This window comes from Mesorhizobium sp. AA23, from assembly GCF_001672435.1.
In the GTDB taxonomy this organism is placed as follows: domain Bacteria; phylum Pseudomonadota; class Alphaproteobacteria; order Rhizobiales; family Rhizobiaceae; genus Mesorhizobium.
Window position 1 is genome coordinate 126,423 of the sequence record NZ_LYTP01000004.1, and the last position, 15,095, is coordinate 141,517.

The 15,095-nt window shown below is 64.7% G+C and carries 17 protein-coding genes; 13 read left to right on the forward strand and 4 right to left on the reverse strand.

What is annotated here, in order from left to right; all coding sequences use genetic code 11:
• Nucleotides 1-2 precede the first annotated feature (2 nt).
• From A9K66_RS06060 to A9K66_RS06085, 6 genes are all read left to right on the forward strand, one after another.
• Complete coding sequence (locus A9K66_RS06060) at nt 3-587, forward strand: DUF2062 domain-containing protein (RefSeq protein ID WP_067321101.1); 585 nt, start codon at nt 3-5, stop codon at nt 585-587.
• Nucleotides 584-997: a holo-ACP synthase gene (gene acpS / locus A9K66_RS06065; protein WP_067321104.1), complete on the forward strand. Its 414-nt coding sequence runs from the start codon at nt 584-586 to the stop codon at nt 995-997. The genes A9K66_RS06060 and acpS overlap by 4 nt, the downstream gene beginning before the upstream one ends.
• 80 nt (nt 998-1,077) lie before the next feature.
• Nucleotides 1,078-1,827 carry a signal peptidase I gene (gene lepB, locus A9K66_RS06070; protein WP_067321107.1) on the forward strand — a complete coding sequence of 250 codons (750 nt, stop codon included), beginning with the start codon at nt 1,078-1,080 and terminating at the stop codon, nt 1,825-1,827.
• 4 nt (nt 1,828-1,831) lie between these two features.
• Nucleotides 1,832-2,548: a ribonuclease III gene (gene rnc / locus A9K66_RS06075; protein WP_066997455.1), complete on the forward strand. Its 717-nt coding sequence runs from the start codon at nt 1,832-1,834 to the stop codon at nt 2,546-2,548.
• Nucleotides 2,533-3,465: a GTPase Era gene (gene era / locus A9K66_RS06080; protein WP_197504240.1), complete on the forward strand. Its 933-nt coding sequence runs from the start codon at nt 2,533-2,535 to the stop codon at nt 3,463-3,465. The genes rnc and era overlap by 16 nt, the downstream gene beginning before the upstream one ends.
• 40 nt (nt 3,466-3,505) lie before the next feature.
• Entirely contained in the window at nt 3,506-4,399 is an 894-nt protein-coding gene (locus A9K66_RS06085; protein WP_067321110.1) for an aminoglycoside phosphotransferase family protein, read from the forward strand.
• A gap of 19 nt (nt 4,400-4,418) precedes the next feature.
• Here A9K66_RS06085 and A9K66_RS06090 read toward each other — a convergent pair whose 3' ends face one another.
• Nucleotides 4,419-5,228 carry a type II CAAX endopeptidase family protein gene (locus A9K66_RS06090; protein ID WP_067321113.1) on the reverse strand — a complete coding sequence of 270 codons (810 nt, stop codon included), beginning with the start codon at nt 5,226-5,228 and terminating at the stop codon, nt 4,419-4,421.
• 287 nt (nt 5,229-5,515) lie between these two features.
• Between A9K66_RS06090 and recO the strand changes: the two genes are divergently transcribed.
• Entirely contained in the window at nt 5,516-6,280 is a 765-nt protein-coding gene (recO, locus tag A9K66_RS06095; protein ID WP_067321116.1) for a DNA repair protein RecO, read from the forward strand.
• On the opposite strand, the gene A9K66_RS06100 is transcribed toward recO, so the two are convergent.
• Entirely contained in the window at nt 6,277-6,741 is a 465-nt protein-coding gene (locus A9K66_RS06100; protein ID WP_067321120.1) for an NUDIX domain-containing protein, read from the reverse strand. The genes recO and A9K66_RS06100 overlap by 4 nt on opposite strands.
• A 246-nt stretch (nt 6,742-6,987) precedes the next feature.
• On the opposite strand from A9K66_RS06100, the gene A9K66_RS06105 reads away from it, so the two are divergent.
• Nucleotides 6,988-9,741 (forward strand): DUF2339 domain-containing protein, encoded by a 2,754-nt coding sequence (locus tag A9K66_RS06105; RefSeq protein ID WP_067321123.1) that lies wholly within the window; start codon nt 6,988-6,990, stop codon nt 9,739-9,741.
• A gap of 3 nt (nt 9,742-9,744) precedes the next feature.
• On the opposite strand, the gene A9K66_RS06110 is transcribed toward A9K66_RS06105, so the two are convergent.
• A complete protein-coding gene (locus A9K66_RS06110; protein WP_066997437.1) occupies nt 9,745-10,173 on the reverse strand; it encodes a type II toxin-antitoxin system VapC family toxin in 429 nt (142 codons plus the stop codon).
• Nucleotides 10,173-10,418 carry a type II toxin-antitoxin system VapB family antitoxin gene (locus A9K66_RS06115; protein WP_066997434.1) on the reverse strand — a complete coding sequence of 82 codons (246 nt, stop codon included), beginning with the start codon at nt 10,416-10,418 and terminating at the stop codon, nt 10,173-10,175. The genes A9K66_RS06110 and A9K66_RS06115 overlap by 1 nt, the downstream gene beginning before the upstream one ends.
• Before the next feature lie 245 nt (nt 10,419-10,663).
• Between A9K66_RS06115 and A9K66_RS06120 the strand changes: the two genes are divergently transcribed.
• From A9K66_RS06120 to A9K66_RS06140, 5 genes are all read left to right on the forward strand, one after another.
• A complete protein-coding gene (locus A9K66_RS06120) occupies nt 10,664-11,182 on the forward strand; it encodes an RNA polymerase sigma factor (protein ID WP_066998131.1) in 519 nt (172 codons plus the stop codon).
• Nucleotides 11,179-11,973: an anti-sigma factor gene (locus A9K66_RS06125; protein WP_067321126.1), complete on the forward strand. Its 795-nt coding sequence runs from the start codon at nt 11,179-11,181 to the stop codon at nt 11,971-11,973. The genes A9K66_RS06120 and A9K66_RS06125 overlap by 4 nt, the downstream gene beginning before the upstream one ends.
• A 207-nt stretch (nt 11,974-12,180) precedes the next feature.
• Nucleotides 12,181-13,278, forward strand: coding sequence for a GNAT family N-acetyltransferase/peptidase C39 family protein (locus A9K66_RS06130; protein WP_067321130.1), 1,098 nt, complete (start codon nt 12,181-12,183; stop codon nt 13,276-13,278).
• A 4-nt stretch (nt 13,279-13,282) separates the two neighbouring features.
• Complete coding sequence (locus A9K66_RS06135) at nt 13,283-14,746, forward strand: RimK family protein (protein ID WP_067321133.1); 1,464 nt, start codon at nt 13,283-13,285, stop codon at nt 14,744-14,746.
• Between the two features lie 73 nt (nt 14,747-14,819).
• Nucleotides 14,820-15,092: a DUF3303 family protein gene (locus A9K66_RS06140; RefSeq protein WP_067321136.1), complete on the forward strand. Its 273-nt coding sequence runs from the start codon at nt 14,820-14,822 to the stop codon at nt 15,090-15,092.
• The last annotated feature ends 3 nt before the right edge of the window (nt 15,093-15,095 follow it).

Below are 15,095 nucleotides of genomic sequence, written 5' to 3' on the forward strand. Positions count from 1 at the left end.
GAGTGCTTTTTCGACGCCGAGAGCCTGATGGCCTCCTGGAGCGGGTGCGTACTTACCTATGGCCGCGCCGCTCGTTCTCGCGCTCCGTTCAGTATTTCTCCAAGCGCATTCTGCGGCTGAAAGCGACGCCCCATTCGGTGGCCGCCGGAGTCGCGGCAGGCGTTTTCGCCTCCTTCTTCCCGCTGGGCTTCCACTTCATCATCGCCGCCGTGCTCTGCTGGGTGATCGCCGGCAATCTGGTGGCGGCAGCCCTCGGTGCGGTGTTCTTCGGCAATCCGCTGTCCTTCCCGCTGCTCTGGGGCGCGTCCTGGGAGACTGGCAAGCTCATCCTGCATGAACATCTGCCCAGGCATGGGCCGCCGGAGCATCTCGGGGAAATGATGCACACGCTTTCCTTCGCCAAGCTGTGGCACCCGATCCTGGAGCCGATGCTTCTCGGCGCGGTGCCCCTCGGCTTGGTCTTTGGGCTCGTCTTCTATGGTGTCACGCGGTGGGGCATGACCGCTTTTCGCGCGCAACGGCAGCGGCGAATGACCGAGCGAGCCAGGAAGGCCCGGCAGGGCGGACGGGAAGTTCCCGCGGAATGATCATCGGCATCGGCAGTGACCTGATCGACATCAGACGTATCGAGAAGTCCCTGGAACGGCACGGCCAGCGCTTTATCCAGCGTATCTACACCGAGGTCGAGCAGGCCAAGTCGGAGAAGCGCGCGGCCCGTGCCGCTTCCTACGCCAAGCGCTTCGCCGCCAAGGAGGCCTGCGCCAAGGCGCTTGGCACCGGCATGGCCGAGGGCGTCTTCTGGCGCGACATGGGCGTGGTCAACCTGCCCAGCGGAGCGCCCACCATGGCGCTCACCGGCGGCGCTGCCGCCAGGCTGGAAAAAATCCTGCCCAAGGGCCACCATGCGCTGATCCACCTCACCATCACCGACGATTTTCCACTTGCTCAAGCCTTTGTGATCATCGAGGCAGTGCCCGCCGAACAAGCGCCACATTGATTCCATCTGACCACGGGCGGCATGACGTTGCCCAGCGCGCGCCGAGACTCTATACCAACCAACGCACAATCGAGGACGACATGAGCGTGGCTGAAAAATCGCAGAAGAAATCCGGCGGGCTTGGGGAAACCTTTTCCGTCATCATCCAGGCTCTGCTGCTCGCGCTTGTCATCCGCACGCTGCTGTTCCAGCCCTTCTCCATCCCCTCCGGCTCGATGCGGCCGACGCTGCTCGAAGGCGACTATCTGTTCGTCACCAAATGGGCCTATGGCTATTCGCGCTACTCGCTGCCCTTCGGCCCCAATATTTTCTCCGGCCGCATCTGGGGCTCTGAGCCCAAGCGCGGCGACGTGGTGGTGTTCAAGTTCCCGCCGGATCCGTCCGTCGACTACATCAAGCGCGTCGTCGGCCTGCCCGGCGACAAGATCCAGGTCAAGGACGGCCAGCTCTTCATCAACGGCACCGCCGTGCCGCGCGAAAAGGTCGGCCAGATCGACAATCCCGACATCACCGAGGTCGACCGTCCCGTCGACGTCTATCGCGAGACGCTGCCCAACGGCGTCACTTATCACACGCTCGATCTGACGCCCAATTCGATCGGCGACAACACGCGCGAGTTCGACGTGCCGCCCGGCCACTATTTCATGATGGGCGACAATCGCGACAATTCCTCCGACAGCCGCTTCACCGTCGGTTTCGTGCCGGCCGTGAACCTCGTCGGCCGCGCCAACGTCATCTTCTTCTCGATCGCCGACGGCGCAAGCCCGTTGGAAATCTGGAAGTGGCCGTCGCTGATGCGTGCCGGCCGCCTGTTCCATCTCGTCCACTAAGGTCATGGCGGCGACCAAGCGTTTGACCGCCGATGCCCTTGCCGAAGCGCTTGTCGAGCGCACCGGCCACGCCTTCGCCGACCGCCAGCGTCTGCAGCGCGCGCTGACCCATGCCAGCGCGCGTTCGACGCATGCCGGCGTCGACTACGAACGCTTCGAATTTTTGGGCGACCGCGTTCTCGGCCTGGTCGTGGCCGACATGCTGCTCGCTGCCTTTCCGGATGCCGCCGAGGGCGAGCTGTCGCTTCGCCTCAACGCGCTGGTCAATGCCGAGGCGCTCTCCGAGATCGCCGAGGAGATCGGCCTGCCGGAGCTGATCCGCGCCGGCTCCGACGTGCGCAATCTCGAAGGCCGCAAGCGAACCAATCTGCGTGCCGACGCGCTGGAGTCGCTGATCGCCGTGCTTTATCTGGATGGTGGCCTTGAGACTGCCCGCGCGTTTATCCATCGCTACTGGCAGCCGCGCTCGCAGGCGATCGGTGCTGCCCGCCGCGACGCCAAGACCGAGCTGCAGGAGTGGGCGCACCAGGCGGCGTCGGGCGCGGTGCCGGCCTACCGGGTGGATGCTCGCGAAGGGCCCGACCACGACCCGCTGTTCACCGTCAGCGTCAAGGTCGGCTCTTTCGCGCCGGCGATCGGCAGCGGCCGTTCCAAGCGGGAAGCGGAGCAGGCGGCGGCGGCCGCGTTGCTGCTGCGCGAAGGCGTATGGAGCGCTGCATGACCGCCACCGAAACCTCCGAAACGCCTCCTACGCGCTCAGGCTTCGTCGCCCTGATTGGCGCGCCCAATGCCGGCAAGTCGACGCTGGTCAATCAGCTGGTCGGCGCGAAAGTGTCGATCGTCACCCACAAAGTGCAGACCACGCGAGCCATCGTGCGCGGCATCGCCACGCATGACAACGCGCAGATCGTCTTCGTCGACACGCCCGGCATCTTCAAGCCGAGGCGGCGGCTGGACACGGCCATGGTCACCACCGCCTGGGGCGGCGCCAAGGATGCCGATGTCGTGGTGCTGCTGATCGATGCCGAACGCGGCATCAAAGGCGACGCCGACGCGATCCTCGACCGGCTGAAGGACGTCAAGCAGCCGATGCTGCTCGTCCTCAACAAGGTCGACCGGGTCAAGCCGGAGACGCTGCTTGCTTTGGCCGCGGCAGCGAACGAAAGAGTGCCGTTCAAGCGCACCTTCATGGTCTCGGCGCTCACCGGCTCCGGCTGCAAGGACCTGCTCGATTATCTTGCCGAGACCCTTCCAGCCGGTCCCTGGTACTATCCGGAAGACCAGATCTCCGATCTGCCGATGCGCCAGCTCGCGGCCGAGATCACGCGCGAAAAGCTTTATCTGAGGCTCCATCAGGAGCTTCCCTATTCCTCGCATATCGAGACCGAGAAGTGGGAGGAGAAGAAGGACGGCTCGGTGCGCATCGAGCAGGTCATCTATGTCGAGCGCGAGAGCCAGAAGAAGATCGTGCTTGGCCACAAGGGCGAGACGATCCGCGCCATCGGCCAGGCCGCGCGCGCCGAGATCGCCGAGATCCTCGAGCAGAAGGTGCATCTTTTCCTGTTCGTCAAGGTGCGCGAGAACTGGGGCGACGACCCCGAGCGCTATCGCGAGATGGGATTGGAGTTTCCCAACTGATGCATGTCGCCCCAAAGCGACGCGGTTTTGGGATAACGACATGCACAGCCCGAAGATGGATATCGACACCGCTCTCGTGCGGCGGCTCGTCGACGCGCAGTTTCCCGAATGGCGGCATCTGCCTGTGAAGCCGGTCGCGTTCGGCGGCTGGGACAACCGCACCTTCCATCTCGGCGACACGATGGCGGTCAGGCTGCCAAGTGCTGCTCCCTATGCGCTGCAGGTCGAGAAGGAGCATCGCTGGCTGCCCAAGCTCGCGCCGCTTCTGCCGCTGCCGATTCCCGAGCCGCTCGCCATGGGCGAGCCGGCGGCGGGCTATCCCTGGCACTGGTCCGTCTACCGCTGGATCGAAGGCGAGACGGCGAAAACCGGGCACATCGCCGACCTTCGCGCGTTCGCGGTCTCCCTGGCTGAGTTCCTCGTTGCCCTGAAACGGATTGATCCGACCGCCGGCCCGGCACCTGACCAGCACAATTTTTATCGCGGCGGCCCGCTGGCCGTCTATGACGGCGAGGCGAGACAGGCCATCGCCGCGCTTGAAGGCCGGATCGATACGCAAGCCGCCACTGCCGTCTGGAAGGCGGCGCTTGCTGCCGGCTGGCACGGCTCGCCCGTCTGGTTCCACGGCGATGTCGCCTCAGGCAACGTGCTGGTCGAGGGCGGCCGTCTGAGCGCTGTCATCGACTTCGGCACGTCGGGCGTCGGCGATCCCTCCTGCGATCTGGCGATTGCCTGGACGCTGTTCGAGGGCGAGAGCCGCGAGGCATTCCGCGCGCGCATCGCCGTCGATGACGCGACCTGGGCGCGCGGACGCGGCTGGACGCTGTGGAAGGCGCTCATCACCGTTGCCGGTCACGACGCCAACCAGGCCGAGGTCGGGAGGCAGCGCCGGGTGATCGACGAAGTGCTCGCCGATCATCGCAAATGGGGATGACGGCGCCGAGCAGGCGCTCTCACCGGTCGAGTATCCATGCAGTGGCAAGTCGCTTCGCAGGCCGCCGTACAAAGCTTTCCGTGCCGTAATAGGCAACGATCGCGACCGCGATGACCGCCCAGATCGCGACGCCGAGCCATTGCTGCTGGATATAGTCGCCGTCGACGAACGCCTTGGCGAGGAAGCGTACGCTGTTCTGGTGTGAGACATGCATCAGGATGGCCAGCAATACGCTGCCCGTGTTCTGGTAAAGCCAGGTGAAGACGATCCCGGCCAGCACGACGTTGATCGTGCTGTAGAGGCTGAGATCGCCGAGCAGGCCGAGCGGCAAGTGCCAGATTGCCCATATCACGCCGAGGATCAGGCTGCCGGCGAGCGCGGGGCGACGGCCAAGAAGATGCGGGGTCGCGAAGCCGCGCCAGCCGGGTTCCTCGCCCAGCGGACCGCTGAATACGGCATAGAGCGCGATCATGGGCGCCACCTCGGAGAAGGTAGGAATGTTCCCCCACGACGGCTCCGCCGAACCGAGGAACGGATTGATCAGGATCGAGGCGAGCTGTGTCCCGAACGGCAGGCCGACCGCCACCAGATACCAGATCGGGCGAACGCGCCATTTCACCATCGAGGCGAGGATGGTCTTCACCGCGCCCCAGCCGCCGGCGAGTGCCGCGACGGTGAAGCCCGAGATTGCCGGTCCGAAGGTGAACCAGGGAATGCTCTCGCCATGCGACAGATAGAAGGGAATGAACGCCAGCCATGTCAGGCCGAGCGCCAGCGAAAAGAAGATGGTCAACTGGTGCCCGCGCACCACGCCCAGGAAGGAGCTCATATCGATCCTCTCATCGGGCCATTGTAGCGAGAGGTCGCCTGCCCGAGAGGTCGACGCTTCGGGAAATAGCCAGCCGAGCCGCTCGGCGGTCTGCGCCGGTTCACCCGGTCAACGCGCCGATATTTGGCGCTGGCGCGGCCGAAAAATCCCGAACGGTTTCTGAGAATTTTCCGATATTGCCGCCGCGGCGGCAGCGGCGGATGTTGCCTGCCATCACTGTCAGGACAGATTATGGGTCACGGGCGGCAATCTTGATTTCGCCGCCCAACAGGTGAAAAGCTCGACGTATGGAATGGCGCGACGAGGGAATCATTCTCGGCACCCGCAGGCATGGCGAAACCAGCGCCATCCTCGAGGTGATGACGCGCGCCCATGGCCGGCATCTCGGCCTGGTGCGGGGCGGCCGCTCGCGCAAGCAGCAGCCGGTGCTGCAGCCCGGCAATCGCGTCGACCTTTTGTGGCGGGCACGTCTCGACGAGCATCTCGGCATCTTCCAGGCCGAGGCGATCGAGATGAACGCCGCCCGGCTGATGGACAGCGCAGTCGCCGTCTACGGCCTGCAGACCATGGCCGCGCATCTCAGGCTTCTGCCCGAACGCGATGCCCATGGCGGCCTCTACGAGGCTCTTGCGGTGATGATCTCCCATCTGGGCGATGCCGATGCCGCGGGCGAGTTGGTGGCGCGCTTCGAATTGCTGATCCTGGATGAACTCGGCTTCGGCCTCGACCTCAGCCAGTGCGCGGCGACCGGATCACGGCAGGATCTCGCCTATGTCTCGCCGAAATCCGGACGCGCCGTCTCGCGCGCCGCGGGCGCGGCTTGGCACGACAAGATGCTGGCGCTGCCGGCCTTCCTGCAGCGCGGCACCGGCGTGCGCGCCGATGCCGCGGCGCTCGAGGACGCCTTCCGGCTGACCGGCTTCTTCTTCACCCGCCACGTTTATGAGCCGCGCGGCATCGAGCCGCCCGACGCCCGCGCTGGATTCCTCGCGGCGCTGCGCCGGCATCAGGTGGCGGTGAAGGTGATTGCCGCGAATGAGGCGAGGATCTAATCGGCTCGCCGTCGTTCCAGAAAATCGTCGAGGATGGGACGCTGGCCTTCCAGGATCTTGAGACCTGCCTCTGGGAGCGAGAACCAGCCGGCTTTGTCCACTTCGGGAAATTCCTTCATGGCGCCCGACCTTGGCGGCCATTCCATGGTGAACATGTTGCTCCTGACGGCATTCACATCGATGTCCGCTTCGACGCTCCAGGCGATCACGATTTTACCGCCCGGCTGCTTGTAGCTGCCGACTGGCTGGAAATCGCCGTCGATCGCGACGCCTAGCTCCTCCTCGGCCTCACGCCGAGCGGCCACGAGATCGTCCTCGCCATCGTCGATCAGCCCCTTCGGGATCGACCAGGCCCCTTCATCTTTCCTTGCCCAGAACGGTCCGCCGGGATGGACCAGCAGGAACTCGAACACACCGGCGGTTTGCTTGAAGATCAGCAGGCCCGCGCTTCGTTGCGGCATCGGTCATCCTCTTGTTAATTCCCGCTAGCGTTCGAGGATAGCACGAGTGGTCCGCGGCGAGCGGCCGGCAATTTGCGGCCCGAGCCTCAGCCGCTTCGACGTATCGCCGTTGGATAAAGCCTGCGGTCGCTGGCAATCGGCGCCGAAACATGCTCGATCTTGCAGGCCGGCAGGGCGCTGATTGGGTAGCCGTCTCATCGCCGCATTTGTCGGCCACGACTGGCACGGTTTTGAGGGAAAACCGCCATGTTTTTCGGCCTGATCGCCATTGCCGCCGTCATCGCTCTATTCGTCATCATTTCACGCCAGCAAACGCGCCTCGGACTGATCGAGCGCGAGCTTGGCGCGCTGCGCAGCTTGGTGCTTTCGGGCATCCCGCAGCCCGCGCCCCGGCCTGGCGAGGTCGCGGAAGCTGCTGCAGGCGAAGCTACCGCCGTGATTGCCGCAGCGGCCGCGCCGTCGGCAGGTGAAGCAGCCCCGCAGGCCACAGCCGCCGCGACGCCCGACGAACCAAAAGCCGAAGCGCCAGCCCAAGCGGGCGAGGGGAGTCCGTCCGAACCCGCCGGAGAGGGACAATTGACGCAACCTGCCGCGCCGGCCGAAGCGGCAGTACCTGCAAGGGCCGCCCGCGATGTCGAGACGGCCCTCGGCACGCGTTGGGCGGTCTGGGTCGGCGGCATCGCGCTGGCGCTGGGTGGCCTGTTCCTGATCCGCTACACGATCGAGGCCGGCATTTTCGGCCCCGGCGTGCGACTGACCATGGCCGGCGTTCTCGGCCTTGTGCTGCTTGCCGGCGCCGAGTTCATCCGCCGCACCGGCTTCCGGGTGCCGGTGCAGGGAGCTGCCGGCGCCTACATCCCGGCGATTCTGACGGGCGCCGGCGCCTTCATCCTGTTCGGCACCGTCTATGCAGCCTATGGCATCTACGGCTTTATCGGCCCCGCGCTCGCCTTCACGCTGCTCGGCGCGATCGGCGTCGCCACCATTGCCGTCTCGCTGGTCCACGGCCTGGCGCTGGCCGGCATCGGCCTCGTCGGTGCCATGGTGACGCCGGCCCTCGTCGCCTCGGAGGCGCCGAACCCGTGGGCGCTGTTCGTCTACCTGGCGATCGTGCTTGCCGCCACGGCGGCTATCGCCCGCATCCGCGATTGGAAGGCGCTTGTCGCGGCAGCCTTCGCCGGCACCGGCATCTGGACCATCGTCTACATGACCGATGCACCGGAGGTGAATCTCTCGACGGTGCTGTTCATCAGCCTGGCCTCGCTTGCCGTGCTCGGCTTCGTCTGGCTAGCCGATTTCTTGACTGCTGGCCGCGACGACGCGGAGCCCTGCTTCGACTGGCCATCAATCGCGCCCGGCTTCTTCGTTGCGCTGACCGCGCTCGGGCTGTCGGTCGATCCGGTGTTTGCCAAGGCGGGTTATGCCTCGCACGGCGCGGTGCTGCTCGCCGCGCTGCTGGCAGTGGCGCTCTACCGGCCGCGCGCCTTGCCGCTCCTCTTCGCCGCCGGCCTGGCGACGGCGCTGATCTATCTCGGCATCATCCCGCCCGCCACCATCGGCGCCGATGCGCTGGATGTCGGCCTGGGCGCCGAGCCGCTGGCCGCATCCGACACGCTGACCTTCCGCCTCGGCATCGCGCTTGCCCTGGTCTTCGTCGCAGCCGGGTTCTGGGCCGCGCGCCGCTTTGCGGCTGCTGCGCCCATCCGCGCCGCGTCCTGGGCGGCATGGGGTGGCATTGTGCCGCTGGTCGTGCTCACCGCGCTCTGGCTCACCTTCGGCGACATCGACCGCGATTTTGGCTACGCGCTGCCGGCCCTGCTTCTGGTGCTCGTCTTTGCCGCCGGCGGCGAGTGGATCGCGCGCGCCGAGGAACCGCCGCTCCGCGGCGGCCCCGCCGTCTCCTTCGCGCTCGGCGGCGGCGGCGTCGCAGGCTTGTTGATGCTGCACATGGCCTTCGGCTCCGACTGGACGACGGTGCTGCTCGGCGCCGCCGCCGTCGTGCCGGCGCTCGCGACGCGCTGGCGCAGCTTCCCGGTGCTGGGCTGGATCGCAGTCGGCGCGGCGGTCGCCGTGCTCGGCCGCGTCGCCTTCGATCCAACCATCGTGGGCGCGGCGGCACTGTCGAGGACGCCGGTCTTCAATTGGCTCTTGCCGGGCTATGGCGTTCCGGCGCTCGCCTTCGGTTTCGCCGCCTGGCAACTCGCGCGCACCACCAACGGACGGCCGCGTCTTGCCATGGAAGCGGCCTCGGCGCTGTTCGGCCTGCTCACCATTGCGATGCTGGTGCGCCATGCCATGCATGGCGGCGTCATCGACACCGGCCCCGTCACCCTTGCCGAGCAGGCGATCTACACGCTGATCGCGCTCGGCGCCGGCGCCATACTGGTCGCCATCGACCTGCGCTCGCCGAGCCCGGTGCTGCGCTATGGCTCGATGGCCGCCGGCGTGCTCTCGGTCGCCTTCATCGCGATCCGGCATTTCGTGGTGCTGAACCCGCTGCTGACGGATGAATCGACCGGCGCCGTCCCGTTCTTCAACCTGTTGTTGCTCGCCTATCTGCTGCCGGCGGTCGCAGCAGGAGCATTGGCGCTTTACGTCCGCGACAGCCGCCCGAGATGGTATGCCGCGATGCTGGCGCTGGTCGCTTCGCTGCTTGGCTTCGCCTACGCCACGCTGTCGGTCCGACGCCTGTTCAAGGGCGAGTTCATCGGCCTGTGGAGCGGCCTCGGCCAGCTCGAGACCTATACCTATTCGGCGCTCTGGCTGATCATCGGCGTGGCGCTGCTGACAGCCGGCGTCTGGCTGAGGTCGCAGGTGCTGCGCATTGCCTCGGCCGTGCTGATCGCGGTCGCCGTGCTGAAGGTCTTCCTCTTCGACATGTCGGAGCTGGAAGGCGTGCTGCGCGCGCTCTCCTTCATCGGTCTGGGCGCCGTGCTGATCGGTATCGGACTTTTCTATCAGCGTCTGCTGACAAGGGCGGCGAGGTTAGGAGCCGACTAAAGGTCAGGCCAGATCGGTCTGCGAGAAGTCGTTGCCTTTGTAGAGCAGAGGTACGCGATAGGCTTTGGCGCATGCGTAGCTGAAGCAGTCGCCGAAATTCAGTTTGGCTGGGTGGCCCACATATCGACCATAATCTTGCGCGGCCCTTACAGCGAGTTCTCGGATCCGCGTGTCCAGCGGGACCTCAACGGCCTTGAGTTCGGCCAGGAAACCCAAGACGATCATTTGACATCGTTCGATCAGGGCGGGTGGCGTCGGAAGCTGGTCGCCGTTTTCCGCTACGGATTTCCTGCGAGCTATCCCAACAATCGCCTCGAATGCGGAACTCGGCGAGAAATAAAGCTTCTCGGCGGCTTCCATTTTCCTAAGAAGGCGGTTCGCACCCGGCTCTTCCGATATGATAGCGATGATAGCGGAAGCATCGAGAAACATCAGAGGTCATCCCATCCTTCGTCCATGAATTTCTTCATGTCGAAGTCCAGGTCGTCCGGACCGAGCGCCCTCGCTGCGTCCTGATACTTTCTAATGCGCTCGCTTAGTGGGAGGACGGCATGTGCCCGTTCGAGCTCACGCTTGAGCGCGATCCGCACGGCTTCAGTCTTCGTGGGCGCCTTGATCGCGGACTGCAGCTGACGAGCCAGCGCGTCAACCTCGTCATCGCGGATATACAAAGACATTGTCGAATTCCTCCGGCGTATATTCTAAGATGAATATGCAAGATATTCAATGACGAATATACAATGGCAAGAACCGGTATTCAACCTTGGTTCCGGTTCCGCTCGCGCCGGGAATAAACCGGCATCCGCCGGCGTTATCCAGGTGCTTGGGTACCGGAGCGGGTGGTCCGCTTCGTGCTGGCTGCTTGCGCCGCGCCGGGAAGGCGCGTTCAATCGAATGGAAGACGACGACGAAACAAGCGGTCATGGACGACAAGAAGGCAGCGATCCTGAGCGAGATACCGCGTCTGCGCCGCTACGCGCGCTCGTTGCTGCGCGACCGCGATTCCGCCGACGATCTCGTCCAGGACTGCCTCGAGCGGGCGCTTGTGCGGCTCGACAACTGGCAAACTGGAGAAAGCCCCAGGAGGTGGCTGTTTACGATCATGCATCATCTGTTCATCGACCAGATGCGCAAGGTTAACCGGCGAGGCGAGGCGGCAATGTTGCCTCTGGAAGCCGGCGAAGCCCAGGCCGCGCCCGCCGATCAGGTCGAAAGCATAGCCTCGCGCGAGATCATGGATGCCCTGCAGGCGATCGGCCCCGATCGGCGCGCGGCATTGGTCATGGTCGCTATCGAAGGCTTTTCCTATGCCGAGGCCGCCAACATCCTGGGTGTGCCGGCCGGCACGCTGATGTCGCGCATCGCGCGCGGCCGCGAGGAACTGCGCGGCCTGCTGGACGACTCCTCGCGCCGCCGCTCGATAAGGATCGTCGAGCGATGACCCGGCGCGATTTCACCGAACGCGATATCCACATGGCCCTCGATGGCGAGCTGCCGGGCGAGGAGCGCATGGCCTATGACGCCTGGCTCGAAGCCAATCCCGAAATGAAGGCGAAGAGCGCCCGTTACATAGCCGACCGTGCGGCGCTCCGCGCCGCCCTGGCCGGCGTGATGGACGAACCGGTGCCGGCAAGGCTACGGCACGCGGTGCTTGGCGAAGCGCCGGCGCGGACGCCTGCCTGGCGCTCGCGCTGGTGGCTTTCGGCGGCGGCGGCAGCCGTGCTGATGGTCGGCGGGTTCGGTGGCTATCTCGCCGGCATCGACGGCATTGGCCGCAGCGGTGAGAGCGACGACCAACTCGCGGAGCAGGCGATTTCCGCCCATCTCATCTACGCCGCCGAGAAGCGTCACGCGGTCGAGGTGCCGGCAAGCGACAAGGACCATCTGCAGACCTGGCTGTCCAACCGGGTAGGGCTGAAGCTGGTGGCGCCCGATCTCGCGGCCGAGGGCTTCGCACTCGTCGGCGGCCGGCTGTTGCCGGCGGGCGAGCGTGGCAAGGCCGCGATGTTGCTTTACGAGGACGCCAAGGGCGAGCGCATCTCGCTCTTCGTCACCGCCGAATCATCGCAGACCACCAAGGGAACCTATACGGCCGAGGCTGACGGTCCGGAAGCGGTGTATTGGCTGGACAAGGGCTATGGCTGCGCCGTCGTCGGCACATTGCCGCCGGAGCGTCTGTCGGAGGTCGCCAAGAGCGCCTATGGCCAGCTTCTGGCCGGTATTTCGAGCTGAGGAGGCGGCTGTTTTCAACGGCCTACGCTGTTTCGAATTAGTGGTTCAGTTCAAAGCCGTGGTGCTTTTCTGCCGCCGCGGAACCTGTCACAATTCGGCCCTAATCAAGGAGCGATAGCGCTTGATGAAGACCGGCGCTTCGGCCGGGGTGCTGCTTTTGACCGGGGCCGTTTCCTTTAATCCAATCGAGGTTCTCCCAAACCCCGCATGCCTGCCGAGATCCGCAAGGCCCGCGCGTCGGACGTCGATGACCTCGCCGCCATCGAGAAGGCTGTTTTCTCAAGCGATCGCCTGTCGCGCCGCTCTTTTCGCCAGTTGATCGAGCGTGAGACCGCCGAGATGCTGGTGGCCGAGAATGACGGCCATGTCGCCGGCTACGCGGTGGTCTTGTTTCGCAAGGGCAGCGGCGTGGCCCGGCTCTATTCCATCGCCGTCGGTCCGTTCTTCGGCAATCTCGGCATCGGCCGCCAACTGCTGGCCGCGGCCGAAGAGGCGGCTTATGAACACGATCGCATGATGCTGCGGCTCGAGGTTCGCGAGGACAATCAGCGCGCCATCGGCATCTACGAGCAGGCAGGCTACCGAAAAATCGGCCGCGAGCCCGACTATTACGAGGACGGCGCCACCGCGCTGCGTTACGAAAAGACGCTGCGCGGCGATGTCCCGACCAGCACCGGGGTGCCGTTTTACCAGCAGACCTGCGAGTTCACCTGCGGTCCGTGCTGCCTGATGATGGCAATGGCCAATTTCGATTCCGGCTTCGTGCCCGATCCGGTCATGGAAATACGCCTGTGGCGCGAGGCGACCACGGTATTCATGATGTCGGGGCCGGGCGGCTGCGAGCCTTTCGGCCTGGCCGTGGCCGGCTATGAAAGCGGGCTTGCCGCCGAGATCTTCGTATCCTTTCACGGCGCGCTGTTCCTGCAGTCGGTGCGCAGCGAGGAAAAGCGCCGGGTGATGGAGCTCGCCCAGGTCGACTTCCGCCGGCGAGCGGAACTTTACGGCATCCCGGTGAATTACCGTTCGTTCGGCATCGACGACATCCGCGCCGCCCTTGCCGAGGGCAAGCTGGTGCTGGTGTTGATCAGCGGCTTCCTGATGTTCGGCAAGAAGGTGCCGCATTGGGTGCTGGCCATCGGCGACGACGGCGACCATATCCTCATCCACGATCCTTGGGTCGAAGACGAAAGGCAGGAAACCATCCTCGACGCCGCCAACATTCCCGTGCCCTATGGCATCTTCATGAACATGGCTCAGTTCGGCCGCGACGGGTTGCGCGCCGCCATCAACCTGGGAAAACGCTGACACAATGACCTGGGTCATCCTTACAGGCAGGCAGAACGATCTCGACCAGGTGGCGACGCCGCACAAGATCATCACCAACCGCGACTATCTCGCGCATCCGGCGCTGTTTCGCGGCCAGCGCCCTAAGGTGATCAACCTGTCGAACAACTATGGCTATCAGAGCCGCGGCTATTATGCCTCGCTGCTCGCCGGATCGCGCGGCCACAAAGTGATCCCGACCGTCGAGACCATGATTGATCTGTCGGAGCGCAAGCTCTATGAGCATGCGCTGCCGGAACTCGAGCTCGCGCTCAACAAATGCCGCAAGGATCTCGACGGAACCTTTCCGACGAAGGTCGCCGTCTTTTTCGGCATCGGGCCCTCGAAAGTTTGGGACCGGTTCACCAAGCTCTTGTTCGACTGGTTTCGCGCGCCGGCGCTCGAGGTCCACATCAAGGACAGCGCCGAATGGGCTTCGATCCGCAAGATCGGCTTCCTGCCGCTCGCGCGCATGAGCGAGGAGCAGGAAGAAGTCTTCCTGCAATGCCTGGAGACCTACACCAACCGCGAGTGGCGCGACACCAAGGGGCGCACGCCGGCGCGCTACACGTTCGCGACGCTCGTCGATCCGCATGAGGAATTGCCGCCTTCGGAGATTTCGTCCCTGCGCTACTGGGCGAGGATCGCGGAGAAGATGGGCGTCGAGGTCGAGCCGATCACCAGGAAGGATTTGGCCAAGCTCGCCAATTACGACGCGCTGTTCATCCGTGAGACGACATCCATCTCCAACCACACCTACCGTTTCGCGCGCCGCGCCCAGCAGGAGGGCATGCCGGTGATCGACGACCCGCTGTCCATGATCCGCTGCACCAACAAGGTCTATCTCAACGAGCTGATGACCTACAACAAGGTGCCGGTACCGCCGACGGTGATGATTGCCGGCACCTCCGATCTGGAGCTCGCCGCCCAGACGCTGGGCTTTCCGCTGGTGCTAAAAATCCCGGACTCATCCTTCTCGCGCGGGGTCAAGAAATGCGAGAACCTTGCCGATCTGACAAAGCTGGCGACCGAGTGGCTGGAGGATTCCGATCTCCTCATCGCGCAGAAATTCATCCCCACAGAATATGATTGGCGCGTCGGTGTGCTCGGCGGCCAACCGCTGTTTGCCGTGCATTACCTGATGGCCAAAAAACACTGGCAGATCGTCAACCACAAGGCTAACGGCAAGCCCGATCAGGGCGGCATCAAGACCTTCACGCTGAAGCAGACGCCGCCGCACGTGGTCGAGACGGCGGTCAAGGCGGCGCGCTGCATCGGCGACGGGCTCTACGGCGTCGACCTCAAGGAAACCAAGGACGGCGTCTTCGTTATCGAGGTCAACGATAACCCCAATCTCGACCATGGCTGGGAGGATTCCGGCGAGAAGGACGAGCTCTGGGTGCGGCTTACGCAATGGTTCCTGGAGCGGCTGGAGCGCACTGGCCGCTAAAGCATTTTGCAGCCGGACGGGATCACCTGGCGTCGCTGAATACGGCTAAGACAATCAACTGAATGGGGGCAAGATGCTGTTTTTCGTTGTCGAGGATTTTCGCGGCTGCGACCGCAAGGAAATCTACCGGCGGTTCCGCGATCGGGGCCGGCTGAAACCGGACGCGCTTGTCGTTCACCATAGCTGGATCGCAGGCGACATGAGCCGCTGTTTCCTGCTGGTCGAAGCCGATGACGTCACGCTGCTGCAGCGTTGGGTCATCGAATGGGCCGATCTGGTGGAGTTCGAGATCGTTCCGGTAGCCACCAGCAAGGACATGGTCGCGGCCCTGGCCGGGCATCTCTGACTG